This window comes from Nocardioides ginkgobilobae, from assembly GCF_054781275.1.
In genome coordinates this window covers 32,071-47,727 of record NZ_BAAGUS010000011.1, presented here as the reverse complement: position 1 = coordinate 47,727, position 15,657 = coordinate 32,071, and the positions used below count along the sequence as shown (strand labels likewise).

At 73.7% G+C, this 15,657-nt stretch carries 17 protein-coding genes and 1 riboswitch; of the genes, 2 read left to right on the top strand and 15 right to left on the bottom strand.

Features of this window, described 5'->3' with window-relative positions:
• Window positions 1-25: 25 nt before the first annotated feature.
• The 14 genes from gcvP to ACYVID_RS11595 all read right to left on the bottom strand — a co-directional run bounded on the left by gcvP (window position 26) and on the right by ACYVID_RS11595 (window position 12,958).
• On the bottom strand, window positions 26-2,878 hold the full coding sequence (gene gcvP / locus ACYVID_RS11660; protein ID WP_460737173.1) for an aminomethyl-transferring glycine dehydrogenase: 2,853 nt from the start codon (window positions 2,876-2,878) through the stop codon (window positions 26-28).
• A gap of 70 nt (window positions 2,879-2,948) precedes the next feature.
• Window positions 2,949-3,050, bottom strand: a riboswitch (glycine riboswitch).
• A gap of 122 nt (window positions 3,051-3,172) precedes the next feature.
• Window positions 3,173-3,775 (bottom strand): MerR family transcriptional regulator, encoded by a 603-nt coding sequence (locus ACYVID_RS11655; protein ID WP_460737171.1) that lies wholly within the window; start codon window positions 3,773-3,775, stop codon window positions 3,173-3,175.
• A 227-nt stretch (window positions 3,776-4,002) separates the two neighbouring features.
• Window positions 4,003-4,476 (bottom strand): bifunctional nuclease family protein, encoded by a 474-nt coding sequence (locus ACYVID_RS11650; protein WP_300642751.1) that lies wholly within the window; start codon window positions 4,474-4,476, stop codon window positions 4,003-4,005.
• Between the two features lie 56 nt (window positions 4,477-4,532).
• Window positions 4,533-5,228, bottom strand: coding sequence for a transcriptional regulator FtsR (ftsR, locus tag ACYVID_RS11645; RefSeq protein WP_300642753.1), 696 nt, complete (start codon window positions 5,226-5,228; stop codon window positions 4,533-4,535).
• Between the two features lie 47 nt (window positions 5,229-5,275).
• Window positions 5,276-5,797, bottom strand: a complete 522-nt coding sequence (locus ACYVID_RS11640; RefSeq protein ID WP_300642754.1) for an FHA domain-containing protein — start codon at window positions 5,795-5,797, stop codon at window positions 5,276-5,278.
• A 157-nt stretch (window positions 5,798-5,954) separates the two neighbouring features.
• Window positions 5,955-6,338 (bottom strand): glycine cleavage system protein GcvH, encoded by a 384-nt coding sequence (gcvH, locus tag ACYVID_RS11635; protein WP_300642756.1) that lies wholly within the window; start codon window positions 6,336-6,338, stop codon window positions 5,955-5,957.
• A 66-nt stretch (window positions 6,339-6,404) separates the two neighbouring features.
• Window positions 6,405-7,193 (bottom strand): DUF881 domain-containing protein, encoded by a 789-nt coding sequence (locus ACYVID_RS11630; RefSeq protein ID WP_460737168.1) that lies wholly within the window; start codon window positions 7,191-7,193, stop codon window positions 6,405-6,407.
• Window positions 7,186-7,518 (bottom strand): small basic family protein, encoded by a 333-nt coding sequence (locus tag ACYVID_RS11625; protein ID WP_460737166.1) that lies wholly within the window; start codon window positions 7,516-7,518, stop codon window positions 7,186-7,188. Before ACYVID_RS11625 ends, ACYVID_RS11630 begins: the two co-directional genes overlap by 8 nt.
• A complete protein-coding gene (locus tag ACYVID_RS11620) occupies window positions 7,515-8,423 on the bottom strand; it encodes a DUF881 domain-containing protein (protein ID WP_460737164.1) in 909 nt (302 codons plus the stop codon). The genes ACYVID_RS11625 and ACYVID_RS11620 overlap by 4 nt, the downstream gene beginning before the upstream one ends.
• A gap of 3 nt (window positions 8,424-8,426) precedes the next feature.
• Window positions 8,427-9,041: a CDP-alcohol phosphatidyltransferase family protein gene (locus tag ACYVID_RS11615; RefSeq protein ID WP_460737160.1), complete on the bottom strand. Its 615-nt coding sequence runs from the start codon at window positions 9,039-9,041 to the stop codon at window positions 8,427-8,429.
• Between the two features lie 10 nt (window positions 9,042-9,051).
• Window positions 9,052-10,155, bottom strand: coding sequence for a hemolysin family protein (locus tag ACYVID_RS11610; RefSeq protein WP_460737158.1), 1,104 nt, complete (start codon window positions 10,153-10,155; stop codon window positions 9,052-9,054).
• Entirely contained in the window at window positions 10,148-11,509 is a 1,362-nt protein-coding gene (locus ACYVID_RS11605) for a hemolysin family protein (protein ID WP_460737156.1), read from the bottom strand. The genes ACYVID_RS11610 and ACYVID_RS11605 overlap by 8 nt, the downstream gene beginning before the upstream one ends.
• 205 nt (window positions 11,510-11,714) lie before the next feature.
• On the bottom strand, window positions 11,715-12,194 hold the full coding sequence (locus ACYVID_RS11600) for a hypothetical protein (protein ID WP_460737155.1): 480 nt from the start codon (window positions 12,192-12,194) through the stop codon (window positions 11,715-11,717).
• A gap of 5 nt (window positions 12,195-12,199) precedes the next feature.
• Window positions 12,200-12,958, bottom strand: coding sequence for a spermidine synthase (locus ACYVID_RS11595; RefSeq protein WP_460737153.1), 759 nt, complete (start codon window positions 12,956-12,958; stop codon window positions 12,200-12,202).
• Window positions 12,959-13,045: 87 nt separating this feature from the next.
• Here ACYVID_RS11595 and ACYVID_RS11590 point away from each other — a divergent pair, with 87 nt between their 5' ends.
• Both ACYVID_RS11590 and ACYVID_RS11585 read left to right on the top strand, forming a co-directional pair.
• Window positions 13,046-14,056: a hypothetical protein gene (locus tag ACYVID_RS11590; protein WP_460737151.1), complete on the top strand. Its 1,011-nt coding sequence runs from the start codon at window positions 13,046-13,048 to the stop codon at window positions 14,054-14,056.
• 35 nt (window positions 14,057-14,091) lie between these two features.
• The gene (locus ACYVID_RS11585; RefSeq protein WP_460737149.1) at window positions 14,092-14,379 is read left to right on the top strand and encodes a DUF1330 domain-containing protein; all 288 of its coding nucleotides are present in this window, start codon (window positions 14,092-14,094) and stop codon (window positions 14,377-14,379) included.
• On the opposite strand, the gene ACYVID_RS11580 is transcribed toward ACYVID_RS11585, so the two are convergent.
• Window positions 14,376-15,641 carry an oxidoreductase gene (locus ACYVID_RS11580; RefSeq protein ID WP_460737147.1) on the bottom strand — a complete coding sequence of 422 codons (1,266 nt, stop codon included), beginning with the start codon at window positions 15,639-15,641 and terminating at the stop codon, window positions 14,376-14,378. The two genes, ACYVID_RS11585 and ACYVID_RS11580, sit on opposite strands and share 4 nt — an antisense overlap.
• Between the last annotated feature and the right edge of the window lie 16 nt (window positions 15,642-15,657).

The following is a 15,657-nucleotide window of genomic DNA, read 5'->3' as shown; positions in this document are numbered from 1 at the left end:
GGACGGGCCCGTCCGGCGTCGTGCGCTACTCGGCGAACGCCTCCAGCGGCGGGCACGAGCACTGCAGGTTGCGGTCGCCGTAGGCCTGGTCGATCCGGGCGACCGGCGGCCAGTACTTGTCCGGGTCGATGCCGGTCGGGAAGACGCCGAGCTCGCGGGAGTAGGGCCGGTCCCACTCGCCCACGAGCGCACGCGAGGTGTGGGGAGCGCGCCGCAGCGGCGAGTCCTCCGGGGTCCACTCCCCCGCCGCCACCCGGTCGATCTCGCCCTTGATGGCGATCATCGCGTCGCAGAACCGGTCGATCTCGGCCAGGTCCTCGGACTCGGTCGGCTCGACCATGAGCGTGCCGGCCACCGGGAAGGACATGGTCGGGGCGTGGAAGCCGTAGTCGACCAGCCGCTTGGCGACGTCGTCGACGGTGACGCCGGTGTCCTTGGTGATCTCGCGGACGTCGAGGATGCACTCGTGGGCCACCAGACCGTTGTGCCCGCGGTAGAGCACCGGGAAGTGCTCGCCGAGCCGCACGGCGACGTAGTTGGCGGCCAGCACCGCCGTCGCGGTCGCGCGGATCAGCCCCTCGGCCCCCATCAGCCGCACGTAGGCCCACGAGATCGGCAGGATGCCGGCCGAGCCGTAGGGCGCCGCGGAGATCGGGCCGATGCCCTCGCGCCGCGCCGGGTCCGGGTGCATGCCGTGCGTCGGCAGGTACGGCGCGAGGTGCTCGCGCACCGCCACCGGACCGACCCCGGGGCCGCCGCCGCCGTGCGGGATGCAGAAGGTCTTGTGCAGGTTGAGGTGCGAGACGTCCCCGCCGAACTCACCGGGACGGGCCCACCCGACGAGGGCGTTGAGGTTGGCGCCGTCGACGTAGACCTGGCCACCGTGGTCGTGCACGATCTTGCACAGCTCGGTGATCCCCTCCTCGTAGGCGCCGTGGGTCGAGGGGTAGGTCACCATGATCGCGGCGAGGGTGTCCGCGTGCTCCTCGCAGCGGGTGCGCAGGTCGTCGAGGTCGACCGAGCCGTCCTCGTTGGACCTCACCACGACCACGCGCATGCCGGCCATGACCGCCGAGGCGGCGTTGGTGCCGTGCGCGGACCCGGGGATCAGGCACACGTCGCGCTGGGTGTCGCCGTTGCCGCGGTGGTAGCCGCGGATCGCCAGCAGCCCCGCGAGCTCGCCCTGGGACCCGGCGTTGGGCTGGATCGAGACCCGGTCGTAGCCGGTGACCTCGGCCAGCCAGCCCTCCAGGGTCGAGACCAGCTCGTGGTAGCCCTCGGCGTCCTCGGCCGGGACGAAGGGGTGCAGGTCGGCGAAGCCGGGCAGGCTCACCGGCTCCATCTCCACGGTGGCGTTGAGCTTCATCGTGCACGAGCCCAGCGGGATCATCCCGCGGTCCAGCGCGTAGTCGCGCCCGGAGAGCCGGCGCAGGTAGCGCAGCATCTGGGTCTCGGAGCGGTAGGCGTGGAAGGTCTCGTGGCTGAGGTAGTCGGTCGTGCGTACCAGCGCGGCCGGCAGTGCGTCGGCCACCTCGTCGGCGCCCGCTGCCGGGTCCGTGACCCCGAAGGCGCTCAGCACCGCGACCAGCGTCTCCTCGGTGCTCACCTCCGAGAAGGACAGCCCCACGGTGTCTTCGTCGACGCGCAGCACCTGCAGCCCCTGCTGGCGGGCCGCGACCACGACCTCGTCTGCGCGGCCCGGCACCGAGACCCGGATGGTGTCGAAGAAGGCGCCGGTGGGCACCTCCAGCCCGGCCGCGCGCAGCGCGGCGGCCGCGCGCACCGCGAGCCCGTGGGTCTGCTGCGCGATGGCGCGCAGCCCCTCGGGACCGTGGTGGACGGCGTACATCCCGGCGACGACGGCGAGCAGCACCTGCGCGGTGCAGATGTTGGAGGTCGCCTTGTCGCGGCGGATGTGCTGCTCGCGGGTCTGCAGCGCCAGCCGGTACGCCGGGCGGCCCTCGGCGTCGATCGAGACGCCGACCAGGCGACCCGGCAGGTGCCGCTCCAGTCCCTCGGACACCGACATGAACCCGGCGTGCGGGCCGCCGTGGAACAGCGGGACGCCGAAGCGCTGCGAGGAGCCGACGGCGACGTCGGCGCCGAGCGTGCCGGGCGACTCCAGGACCGTGAGCGCCAGTAGGTCGCAGGCCAGCACGGCCAGTCCGCCGCGCTCGTGCGCGGCCTCGATCGCCGGACGCGGGTCGCGGACCTCGCCGGAGGCGGCCGGGTACTGCACCAGCACGCCGCAGACCTGCTCCAGCCCGTCGGGCAGCCCGGCGGAGACGTCGGCCACGACGACCTCGATCCCCATCGCCTCGGCCCGGGTGCGCACGACCTCGATGGTCTGCGGCAGCGCGTCGGCGTCCACGACGAAGGGCGCGTCGGCCTTGCCCCCCCTGATCCTGGGGAGTGCGCGGCGCACGAGCGTCATCGCCTCGGCCGCGGCGGTGCCCTCGTCGAGCAGCGAGGCGTTGGCGGTCGGCAGACCGGTGAGGTCGCCGATGACGGTCTGGAAGTTGATGAGAGCCTCGAGCCGGCCCTGCGAGATCTCCGGCTGGTACGGCGTGTAGGCGGTGTACCAGGCCGGGTCCTCCAGCACGTTGCGGCGGATGACCGGCGGCGTCGTGGTGCCGTGGTAGCCCAGGCCGATCATCGGCTCGGCGGGGCGGTTGCGCGCCGCGAGGTCGCGCAGCTCACGGGCGACCTGGGTCTCGGTGGCCGCCTCGGGCAGCGAGAGCGCGGCCGCGGAGCGGATGCCGCCCGGGACCGCGGCGCTCATCAGCGCCTCGAGGGAGTCGAAGCCGACCGCGGCGAGCATCGCCTCGACCTCAGCGGGACGGGGGCCGATGTGGCGGTCGGCGAAGGCTGCGCTCATGGGTGAAGGGCTCCTGGGGATGGGCGTCCGGGTTCCCTCCCCCTCTGTCACGCACGCGCTCCAGAGTCGCCTGTCCTGCGCGGTCCGGGTGCCTGAGAGGTTCCGGGGAGGAATTGCCCCTTCGGCGCCCCCTGCCCGACGGGCAGCAGGAGGACTCTCCCGCGCGGGATGGTCAGCTGCGGTGAATCTACCAGTGGCGCAGGCCCGGGACGCAGCGATCCCGTGCCGCCGGGCGGCACGGGATCGGTGTCGGAGGTGCGGGGGCCGGACCGTGTGGTCCGGTGGTGGGCAGGCTCAGCCGGCGGAGCGGGCTGCCCGACGCGCGGCCAGCTCGTCGTTGGCGCTGGGCTCGGCGGCCGCGTCCTCGCTGGTGCGCTCGGAGGGCAGCTCGGCGAGGGTGCCCTCGATCTCACGCCAGACACCGCCGATCGCGATGCCGAAGACGCCCTGGCCGCCCTGGAGCAGGTCGATGACCTCGTCGTTGGAGGTGCACTCGTAGACCGAGGCGCCGTCGCTCATGAGGGTCACGCGGGTCAGGTCGTCGGTGCCGCGCTCGCGCAGGTGCGAGACGGCGGTGCGGATCTGCTGAAGCGAGATGCCGGCGTCCAGCAGCCGCTTGACGACCTTGAGGATCAGGATGTCGCGGAAGGAGTAGAGCCGCTGCGAGCCCGATCCCTTGGCGCCGCGCACGGTCGGCTCGACCAGGCCGGTGCGGGCCCAGTAGTCGAGCTGGCGGTAGGTGATGCCGGCGGCGTTGCACGCGGTGGGGCCGCGGTAGCCGAGGTCGCTCGGCAGGGGCGAGACGTCGTCGGTGAAGAGCAGTCCCTGCTCGTCGGCGGCCTCGGCCGCACGTTCCACGTCGACGCTGTCGCGCAGTTCCTGCTCGTGCTCGTTCACGCGGTCCTCCGGGGGTCTACTCCGTTGGGCGTAGCTCCGGGGAAGGTGCCGACGGTCCGGGGTGAACCACGGCGGTGGAGTTACAACGAAGACAGTTCAAGGTAGGCGGTGCCAGCACCCCGGTCAAAGAACTCACCGGCGTGTCGAACCCTCAACCTGAGCCTGAGACTTTCTCGCCGAGCCGCCCGGTCCTTCCGGAAGAACGGGGCGGCTGGGCGGCACTCGGGTCAGTCGGAGGGGGCCTCGAAGTCCTCGGGGGTGACGTGGTCGAGGAACTCGCGGAACTTCTCGACCTCGTCCTCCTGCTCCGCCGGCACGGCCAGGCCGGCCTCGTCGAGGACCTCCTCGGCGCAGACGATCCGGGAGCCGGTGCGCAGCGCCAGGGCGATGGAGTCGGAGGGGCGCGCGGAGACCTCGGTGCCCGAGGCGAGCACGAGGGTGGCGAAGAAGACGCCGTCGCGCACGTCGGTGATCCGCACCTCGTCGAGGGTGTTGCCGGTGGCCTCGAGCACGTCCTTGAGCAGGTCGTGGGTCAGCGGCCGCGGCGGGGTCACGCCCTGCTGGGCGAAGGCGATGGCCGTGGCCTCCACGGCACCGATCCAGATCGGGAGGTACCGGTCACCGGCCACCTCGCGCAGGAGCACGATCGGCTGGTTCGAGGGCATCTCGACCCTGACTCCCATGACGTCGACCTCGCGCATGGCACCACCCTACGCGCACGTCCACGACGTACGGCGGGGACGGGCCGTGACCTCGATCAGCGCGACAGGCCGGACTTGACCAGCGTCGCGTGCAGCCGCACCGACAGGGCGGCGATCTCCGAGGCGGCCTCGGCCACCCGGGCGCTCGCGGCGGCGTCGCGGCTGCGCTGCAGCGGCGCGACGGCCTGCTGGACCAGGCCGACCTCGCGGTCGGCGGCGGCCTTGTAGGCGCGCAGGTGGCGTGGCTCGATGCCGTAGTCGGCCAGTTCGCGGGCGGTGCGCACGACCACCAGGGCGTCGGTGTCGTAGTGCCCGGTGCCCGGGCGCGGACCCACGAGGCCGAACTGCTCCAGCTGCGCGAGCAGCTCCTCGCCGACCTCGGCGACCTTGAGGAGCTCCTTGCGCGAGAGCCTCAGGTCGTCGGTGCGCCGGAAGGACTCCGGGCTCGGCGTGCCGTCGGCAGCGAGCGCCACCGTGGGCACCGTCGGCACGACCGGCTCGATCGGCGGCGGCTCCAGGCCGCGGTCGATCGCGTCGAGGTGCTCCCCGATGACCTTGAGAGGGAGGTAGTGGTCGCGCTGCATCCGCAGCACGTAGCGCAGCCGCGCCACGTCGGCATCGGAGAACTTGCGGTAGCCCGCGGGCGTGCGCTCGGGCTTGATCAGCCCCTTGTCCTCGAGGAAGCGGATCTTCGGGATGGTGACGCCCGGGAAGTCGGGGCGCAGCTGCTCGAGCACCTGCCCGATGTTCATCCGGGCAGTGCTCGACCCGAGCGGGGCGGTCGAGCCGGTCACCACGCTCAGCCCTGGACCTCGTGGCCGGAGAAGAAGACGAGGCGGTACTTGCCGACCTGCACCTCGTCGCCGTCCTTGAGCTGCACGGTGTCGATCCGGTCGCGGTTGACGTAGGTGCCGTTGAGGCTGCCCACGTCGGAGACGGTGAAGGTCGAGCCGTCGCGCTTGAACTCCGCGTGCCGGCGCGAGACGGTCACGTCGTCGAGGAAGATCTCGCTGTCGGGATGGCGACCCGCCGTCACCGTGTCGGTGTCGAGCAGGAAGCGGTTGCCCGACCCGGGCCCGCGCTGCACCACCAGCAGGGCGTGGCCCACCGGGAGCGCGTCCACGGCGGCGGCGTCGACCGGGTTGAGCTGGCGGTCCGAGGTCTCCACCCGCGCGTCGCCGGCCGCGATCGAGATCGTCGCGGTGGTCTCACCGCGCGAGGCCTCGGGGGCGGGGTCGGCGGTGACGAGCCGGGTCCCGCACTGGGAGCAGAAGCGGGCGTCGTCGGGGTTCTGCCGGCCACAGGCGGTGCAGAACGGCATCGGGGTCTCCTCGTGCTGCGCTGGACGATCCGGTCGCGGAACCCTCACCGCCGGGTGGAGAGTGAGGGTTCCGCCGAACCTACCAGTGATGGAGGGTCGGGCAACCCCGGACCGGGGAACCCGCTCGGGTGGGGCGAGGGCTGGTCGACAGGTGGGTTCAGCCCTCGAGGGAGGCCTGGTAGGCCGCCGCGTCCATGAGCCCCTCACCCACCTCGCCGGCGGGGACGACCTCGAAGAGCCAGCCGCCGCCGTACGGGTCGTCGTTGACGAGCTCGGGGGTCGCGTCGAGCGCCTCGTTGCGGGCCACGACCTCACCGGTGACCGGCGCGTAGACGTCGGAGACCGACTTGGTCGACTCCAGCTCGCCGCAGGTGCTGCCGGCGGTGACGCTCTCCCCCACCTCCGGCAGGGAGACGTAGACGATGTCGCCGAGGGCGTCCTGGGCGTAGTGGGTGATGCCGATGCGCACCGCGCCCTCGTGCTCGCCCGGGGTGCGGACCCACTCGTGCTCCGCGGTGTACTGCAGGTCGTCGGGGTACAAGGTGTCTCCTCCAGGTCGGGCTGTCCGGCGGGTCAGGCAGGTCGGGTGAGGCTACTGCGACGGGGGCTACTGCGGGTCCGCGGGCTGGGCGAACTCCGGCTCGACGGGCTCGCGCACCGACTCGATGTCGAGGGAGGGCAGCGTGACGACCTCCACCTCGGCACCGTCGTCCTGCAGGTCCAGGCGGGGGCCGTCGCCGGGGAACGACATGGCCCCGCTGAGCGCGACAGGGTCGCCGATCACGTCCACGACGTACGGCGCTGCCAGCTGCTGCCCGTCGACCACGAGACCGCCCTCGGCGTCGGTGAAGGAGGTCTGCGCGACGACCCGGACGGTGCCGTTGATCTGCATCGCCTCGGCCGAGGCGATCCGCAGGCCCTGGACCATGTTGAGCATCGTGTCGGCGCGGACCCGGCCGGTCACCTCGGTGATGGTGATCCGGATGCCCGGGCCGGTCACGGGCACCAGGCCGGCCAGGATGCTCAGGCTGTCGGCCTCGCTGGTCGCCTGCTCCAGCGCGACCCGTTCGGCGTCGGTGTCGGAGACCAGCTCGTCGCGGGCGGTCTCGAGCCGGGTGATCTCGGCGCGCGCGCGGCGCGAGGCGCCGGCCAGGCCGGACAGGACGTTGACCAGGTCCTGCTCCCGGTAGCCGGCGTAGGTGTCGTCGTCCTCGACGGTCTGCACCTGCACGATGGCGGCGAAGGCCACGACCGCCAGCAGGACCGCGACGACGACCTGGCTGCGGGAGGGCCGCAGCAGCGCCCGGCGCAGGCGCGCACGCCCGGTCTCCTCCGCGGGCACCGGGTCCTGGCCCGACCCGGGGCCCGGGCTCGTCGGCGTCGTCGGCTCAGGCATGGAACAGGTGCCGTCTGATCGCGGCGACGTTGGAGAAGATCCGGATGCCGAGCACGACGATGACGCCGGTCGAGAGCTGGCCGCCGACGCCGAGCTGGTCGCCCAGCCACACGATGGCCGAGGCGATCACGACGTTGGAGACGAAGGAGACGACGAAGACCTTGTCGTCGAAGATCCCGTCGAGGTAGGCACGCAGCCCGCCGAAGACCGCGTCGAGCGCGGCGACCACCGCGATCGGCAGGTAGGGCTCGAGGGACAGCGGCACGTCGGGCTGGAGCACCAGCCCCAGCACGATCCCGACGAGCAGGCCCAGTGCGGCGATCACGGGGTGTCTCCCTCGGGGTCTCGGGGGCTGCCCTGCACGAGCAGCTCGGCGTGGCGCAGCGTCCGGGGCGCGGCCGCCGGCAGGACCAGCTCCTCGACGGGGACCATCTCGAAGCCGAACCCGAAGCGGGTGACCAGGTCTGCGACCGCCAGGCCGCTCGGGCTGGCCAGCAGGTCTGCCTGGAGGGTACGCCGGTTGCCGACCACCGAGAGCACGTAGGGGGATCGCAGCGGCTGGCTGTTCACGTTGACGACGGTGCCGGAGTTCTCGATCGCGGTGCGGACCGTGAGGCGCTGGCCGTTGATGCTGATGGCCTCCGCGCCGGCCTGCCACAGCCCGTTGACCAGCAGCTGCAGGTCGGTGTCGCGGATCAGCTCACCACCCGCGGGGGCGTCGGTGATCGTGACCCGCGCGCCCTCCCCGCGCACGCCGATGAAGCCGGTGCGGACCTGGAGCCGCCGCAGCCGTCCCTCGGCGGTCAGCCGGTTGCCGGTGACGGTGGCCAGCAGCTGCTCGCCGTCCTCGACCTCGCCGCGCAGCTCCTGGATCCGGTCCTGGAGGGCGGTGACGGTGTCGCGGCGCTCGACGACGCGCTCGACCAGCACCACGCGGCTGGACTGCGCCTCGTCGGCGCCCCGGGCCGTCTGCACGGCTGCGGTGGCGACGAGCACGCCGAACACGGCGACCACGACGGCCGCGGTGCGGTGGGCCCGGGCGCCACGCGGCGGTTCCTCCCCCGCGGCGGCCCGACGCCGGGCCACGTGGACGTAGTCCTCGTCCAGGGACTGCTGGGTCAGCAGGTCCAGCAACGGGGTGGCCGCGCGGCTGCGCGCGTCGTCCACCGTGCCGGGGGCGCGCTGCTGCCGCGTCGCGGGCCCTGCGGGGGGCCGGTCGCTGCCCGGCACGGCTCAGGCCGCCGTACCGGACTGGCGCGCGCGGCGCGGCGTGGTCATGAGCAGCTTGCGCACCTGCCAGGCGTAGAGCACCCCGGCCCACCAGTAGAGGCCGACGCCCCAGATGGCGAAGGCCCAGCCGAAGACCTGCGCGAGGTCGGCCACCACGCCCTCCCCGTCACCGAGCAGCAGCAGCGGGAAGGCGTAGAGCAGGTTGAAGGTCGCGGCCTTGCCGAGGAAGTGGACTGGCAGGGCGCTGTAGCCGCGGGTGCGCAGCAGCGGGACCAGCAGCCACATGAGGGCGTCGCGCAGCGGCAGCGAGACCGCGAGCCACCACGGGATGACCTCGCGCAGGGCGAGGCCGACGACCACGGCCAGGATGTAGAGCCGGTCGGCCACCGGGTCGAGCACCTGGCCCAGCACCGAGGTCTGGCCCCAGCGACGCGCCAGCCACCCGTCGAGCCAGTCGGTGACACCGGAGACCACGAGCAGGCCCAGGGCCCAGCCGTCGGCCTCCGGTCCGAGCACCAGCCACAGGAAGACCGGGATGAGCGCGAGCCGGACGGCGCTGAGCAGGTTGGGCAGGGTCCACACCCCGGCGTCCGCCTGCCGCGCCGCGCTCTCCGTCACGCCCCGGACCCTAGGGCATGGGACCCGACGCGGACTGCGCGGCGGGCCCGGTCGGCGCAGGTGCGTCGGTCGGCTCGTCGTGGTGCGCGGCGTCGCGGATCTCGCCGACCAGCTCCTCGATGACGTCCTCGAGGGTGGCCAGCCCGACCGTCACCCCGTCGGGCCGCACGACGCGGGCCATGTGGGCACCCCGGCGCTGCAGCTGCTCGAGCACGTCGTGGAGCAGGTCGCCGGGCGAGACCGGTGCGAACGGACGCACCCACTTGTCCTCGACCGGGCGCAGCCGTCGCTCCTCGTCGGGCTCCAGCACGTCCTTGATGTGGAGGTAGCCGACCAGCTCGCCGGTGTCGGAGGCGACCGGGAAGCGGCTGAAGCCCGTCGCCGCGCACAGCGCCTCGACGTCCGCGGCGCTGGAGCCGCGGGTGACGGTGGTGAGCGACCCGGCCTCGAGCAGCACCGCGTCGACGGTCTTCTCGGTGAACCCGAGCGCACCGGCGAGACGGTCGTACTCGTCGTCCTGCAGCAGGCCCTCGCCGCGCGACTCCTCGACCAGCGCCGCGACCTCCTCACGGGTGTACGCCGAGGACAGCTCGTCCTTGGGCTCCACGCCCAGCAGCCGCAGCGTGCGGTTGGCGATCGCGTTGAGCGAGACGATGAGCGGGCGCAGCACGGTGACGACCGCCAGCAGCGGCGGGCCGAGCACGAGGGCGGCCCGGTCGGGGCCGGCGATGGCGATGTTCTTGGGCACCATCTCCCCCAGCACCACGTGCAGGAAGACCACGATGGTCAGCGCGACGACGAAGGCGACCGGGTGCAGCAGCGACTCGCTGACCCCGGCCCGCTCGAAGAGGGGCTCGAGCAGGTGCGCCACGGCAGGCTCGCCGACGGCACCGAGACCCACCGAGCAGATCGTGATGCCCAGCTGCGCGCCGGCCATCATGAGGGAGACGTTCTCCATCGCCGTCAGCGTGGTGCGGGCGATCCGGGAGCCCGACTGGGCCAGCGGCTCGATCTGGGAGCGCCGGGCGGAGACGAGCGCGAACTCCGCCCCCACGAAGAAGGCGTTGGCCGCCAGCAGCAGGACGGCGACGAGCAGGGCGGTGAGGTCACTCATCGCGCCCACCCCCCGTCGAGGCGGGACCGAGCAGGCGCAGCGAGACGCGGTCGACGCGCAGGCCGTCCATGTGCTCGACGGTGAGGCTGGCCAGCTGCTCGCGGACCTCCTCGGGGTCGCTGCGGTCGGGCACCGGGACCTCGGCGACGTCGCCGCTCTCCGGGACCTTGCCGAGCGCGCGCATCACGAGCCCGCCGACGGTGTCGTAGGCCTCGTCCTCGGGCAGCTCGATGCCGGTGAGGTCCTCGACCTCGTCGGGTCGCAGCATCCCCGACAGCGTCCAGCTGCCGTCGAGGCGCTGCCGGCCCCGGGCGCCGAGCCGGTCGTGCTCGTCGGCGATGTCGCCGACGATCTCCTCGATCACGTCCTCGAGGGTCACGATGCCGGCGTGCCCGCCGTACTCGTCGAGCACGACGGCCATCTGGAAGCCGTCCTCGCGCAGCAGCGCCAGTAGCGGGTCCAGACGCAGGGAGTCCGGCACCACGATCGGCTTGACCATGAGGTGCTTGACCTTGGTGGTGGCGCGCTCGTGCAGCGGCAGCGCCACCGCGTGCTTGACGTGGACGGTGCCGGCGACGTTGTCGTCCTCGTCGAGGACCGGGAAGCGCGAGTGGCCGCTGGAGCGGGTCAGGTCGATGACCGCCTGGGCCCGGTCGTTGAGCTCCAGCGAGAGCGTGCGCACGCGCGGGGTCATGATCTCGCCCGCGGTGCGGGTGCCGAACTCCACCGAGCGCTCCATCAGCTCGGCGGTGTCGGCGTCCAGGGTGCCCTCGTCGGCCGAGCGCGCGATCAGCGAGGCGAGCTCGGAGGAGCTCCGCGCCGAGCGCAGCTCCTCCTGGGGCTCGATGCCCAGGCGGCGCACGATCTTGTTCGCGGAGCCGTTGAGGAGGCGGATCGGGTAGGTGTTGACCGCGGTGAAGAAGCGCATCGGGCCCTGCGTGGCCCGCGCGGTGGCCAGCGGCACGGCGATGGCGAAGTTCTTGGGCACCAGCTCGCCGAAGAGGATGGTCAGGATGGTGCTGATCACCAGGGCGAGCGCCAGCCCGACCGGGGAGACCGCACCGTCGGGCACGCCTGCGGCGGTCAGCGGGTCGCGCAGCAGCTCGGAGATCGCGGGCTCGGCGAGGAACCCGATGCCGAGGTTGGTCACCGTGATGCCGACCTGGGCGCCGGAGAGCTGGGTCGACAGCGAGCGCAGCGCCCGCTGGACACCGAGCGCACCCTGGTCGCCCTCGGCGACGAGCTGGTCGACCTTGTTGCGGTCGACGGCCACGAGCGAGAACTCCGCGGCCACGAAGATGCCGCACGCCACCACGAGGAGCAGCGCGACGAGCAGGAGCAGGAGGGGGGTCATGGTCGCTCTCCCCTCGCCGGTGCCACCTCAGCGCCGCGACGGGCAGATCGAGGGGCGGGGGGCGGGGAGAGCGGGCGACTTTGGGAGCCGTCCATCAGCGGAGCTCTGGGTCCTTTGCGTCAGGGGGGTGCGGGCGCCGACCGGTGGCCGACGCCCGCCCAGTGTAGGGGGCGGCAGGGCACCGCCCACCGCCCCCGCAGCCGGGCTACTCGCCCAGCGTGATGTCGCACTCCTGCTCGGCGTGCTCGGAGATGGCGTCGGAGGCCTCGTTGAACTCCGGGCTGTCGAGCTCCTCGAGCGTGGTGTCCAGCTGCTCGAGCTTCTCCATGTCGACGCCCTCGGGGATCTCCCCGGTCATGACGTCGCCGAGCTCGTTGAGCTCCAGGCCGGCGTCGGCGAAGGCGTCCTCGATCTGCTGGACACCCTCGTTCATGGTGGCCCACTCGTCGGCGACCTCCTCGGGGGCCTCCTCCGAGAGCGTCTCGAACGCCTCGAAGGCGGTGCTGAAGGCACCGGGGTCGCCCGCCTCGAGCGCGTCGATGTCCTCCTTCGCGGTGGACAGGGTGTCGCAGTAGGCCTCGACATCGTCGCCTCCGCTGCAGCCGGTGAGTGCGAGGGAGGCGGTGAGCAGGCCGGCTCCCAGGAGCGCGGCGGGTCGGGTCAGGCGTCGGTTCGTCGTCTTCACTCGGCTCAGCATGCCGTGTCCGGGTCCTCGAGGGGAGTCCCCCCGCCGAAGGACGCCGAGACTCCGTCGGCGTCCAGCACCCGGTACGGCGCCGCGCCGGTGCTCGAGCGGCTGCGCCAGGCCGCCACCGGGAGCGGTCGCCGGCTGGCCAGCAGCAGCACGTTCCCGGGCCGCCGGGCCCGCCTGGTGGCGGGCTCCATCCCCGCGGCCACGTGCGGCAGCACCGGGCGCAGCCCGGCCACCGCCGTGCGCACCAGCGGGAACGGGGCCTGGTCGGCGACGTTGAACAGCGCCGACCCGGTCGGGGCCAGCACCCGCGCCACCTCGGCCAGCGCCGGGGCGCTCAGCAGCTCCGGCGGCACCCGGCCACCGTCGTACGCGTCGAGGACGAGGAGGTCCGCGCGGGCATCGGGCAGGGCCGGCAGCCCGGTGCGGCCGTCGACCGGGCGGACCTTGATGCCGCTGCGCGGGGGCAGCGGCAGCTCGCGGCGCACCAGCTCGGTGAGCTCCTCGTCCGGCTCGAGCACGACCTGGGAGGAGCGCGGTCGGGTGGCGGCGACGTAGCGGGCCAGGGTCATGCCGGCGCCGCCGACGTGGACGACCCGCAGCGGGGTGCCCTCGGGTGCGAGCACGTCGACCAGGTCGCCGAGGCGGCGGACGTAGTCGAAGACGAGGCGTCGCGGGTCGTCCAGGTCGACGTGGGACTGCAGGTGCCCGTCGACGACCACCACGTGCCCACCGTCACCCGGCCTGATCTCGCGCATGCGGCCAACCTCCCACGCACCCCCTGCGCGACCAGGCATCATGGGGTGTCCGTCCACCGACGGACCCACGCGCGACGAAGAGCGAGCATGAGCGCCACCTCCCCTGCCGACCACCCCGGCACCCCCGCAGCCGACGGCGACTGGCAGGTGGAACCGCCCCTGCCCGCCGACCGGGGACTGGTGGCGCGCCTGCTGGAGGAGTGCGTGCGCGAGGACCACGCCCTCGCCGCCCTGGCCCCCGGTGTCGCCGACGGCACCCAGCGCGCCGGCGCCTGGCTCGCGAGCACCCGACCCGCGTGGTCCGGGGTCGTCGCGGAGCCCGGGCGGGCGCCCCGCCGCCTGCTGGGGTACGCCGACGTGCTGGCCACCCCCGGCCCGACCCCCCGTCACCGGGTGCGGCTCGTGCTGCTGGCCGCAGCCGCCGACGGCACCCCGGTGGCCGGGCTGCTCCGCGCCGCTGCCGAGGAGGCCGTCGCCACGCTCGACGTCGCAGCAACCGCAGCCGCTCCCCTCCTCGACCCGGAGGAGGCACCGCCCACCCGTTTCGCGGTACCGGTGCCCGTGCGCCGACGCCCCGTCGCCGCCCTCGCCGGTGCCGCCGCGATCGCGCTCGGCGGCGTGGCGGCCGTGCTCGCCGTGCAGGTCGGGGTGGGGCCGCTGGGTGGGGTCCTGCCCTTCCTCGCCCCGGACGACCCGTCACCGGTCTCGGGCACCGCACCCGAGAGCGACCCCGACGACCCGACGACGCCCGCTCCGGCCCAGCCCGTGGCCGGTGCCGGTGCCCCCATCGCCCCGCTCCCGGCGCCCGCGACCGACGGCGGCCCCGGCGCCTCCGACGGCACCGACCCGAGTGGCCCCCAGGGTCCGGCGACTCCCCCGCCCGGGCCGCCGCCCGTCCCTCCGGGCGACCAGCCCGGCCTGACCTCCTCGCTCCTCGACCCCGTCGTCGCCACGGTCGTCGCGGTCGTGGACGGAGCCACCGGTGAGGCGCTCGCCCCTGTCACCTCGCTCGTCGAGGGCACCGCCGACGGCGCCACCGACCTGCTCGACCAGACCGTCGACGGCGTGCTCGGCCTGCTGCCGCAGCCTGCCCGCTGACGCCCAGGTTCCCCCGGGCCGGGCAGGATGGCCCCATGAGTGCCTACTGGGTCAGCAGCTACCTCGAGATCACCGACGAGGCGAAGCTGCGTGCGTACGCCGAGCTCGCCGGCCCCGCGATCATCTCGGCCGGGGGACGGTTCCTGGCCCGGGGCCTGCCCGAGGCGACGTACGAGGCCGGACGCGCGGAGCGCTGCGTGGTCATCGAGTTCGCCGACGTCGCCACCGCCGTGGCCTGCCACGACTCCGCGGCCTACCAGGAGGCGCTGGCCGCCCTGGGCGACGGCGCGGTGCGCGACCTGCGGATCGTCCCCGGCGCCTAGGAGCGCCCGGCCGAGGCGACCATCCGGGCCCGACGGCGTCGCCCGCCGATGCCGCGCACGGCCTCGCCGGAGACGAAGCGCGACGCGGCGCTGATCGCCCGCAGCCCGGGGTCGGGCTCCAGGCCGCGGCCCATCCGGGCGATCTGCGTCTCGTACCACTCCGACTCCCCCGCCAGGCCGGCGACGGTCGGCAGCGTGTAGCGCGGGAGCGGACGACCGGGCTCGCCGGCGAGCAGGCGCGCGGTGAGGTCGGGCTCGATCGCCAGCGGGCGACCGAGGCCGACCAGGTCGACACCGCCGTCGGCGAGGAGCGCCTGCATCGCCTCGCGGGTGCGGATGCCTCCGGTGAGCATCAGCGCCACCGAGCCGGCGCTCTCGCGGACCCGGCGGGCGAAGCCGGCGAAGTAGGCCTCCTTGTGGCTCCCGGCGCCGGCGGCGTCGTCGCCACCGAGCCCCTCGACCTCCCCGAAGAGTGCCGGGTTCTCGTAGGTGCCGCCGGAGATCTCGATCAGGTCGACACCCTCCTCGACCAGCAGCCGCACGACCTGCTCGGCGTCGTCCTCGGTGAAGCCGCCGTGGCGGAAGTCCGAGGAGTTGAGCTTCACCGACACCGTGAACCCGTCGCCGGTGGCCGCGCGCACAGCGCGCACCGACTCCACCAGGGCACGAGAGCGACCAGCGAGGTCGCCGCCCCAGCGGTCGGTGCGCCGGTTGACGTACGGCGAGAGGAACTGAGCCAGCAGGTAGCCGTGCGCCGCGTGCACCTGCACGCCGTCCAGCCCGGCCTCCTCGCACCGGCGGGCGGCGGCACCGAAGGCCGCGACGATGGCCTCGACCTCGGCGTCGGTGAGGGCGCGCGGCTTGGCGAAGAGCCCCATCATCTTCACCGCCCCCGCCTCGGCGCTGGGCGCCACCGGCCGCGAGGCCACGAAGCGGTTGGTCTGGCGCCCCGGGTGGTTGAGCTGGGCGATGACCGGGCTGCCGGCGGCGGCCTCGCGGACCCGGGCCAACCGCGCGACGTCGAGGTGCTCGTCGGCCACGACGTTGCGGCTGCGCTCCAGGAAGCGCCGGTCGACCATGAGGTTGCCGGTGACGAGCAGACCACCGGCGGCACCCGCGGCCCACCGGCGGTAGAGCTGCTCCAGGGCCGGCGTGGGCTGGTTGTCGGCGTCGGCGAGGTTCTCGGTCATCGGCGCCTTGGCGATGCGGTGCGGCAGCACCAGTCCGCTGGGCAGGGTCAGGGGCGCGTCGAGGGTGGCCACGACGGGAGGGTAGACC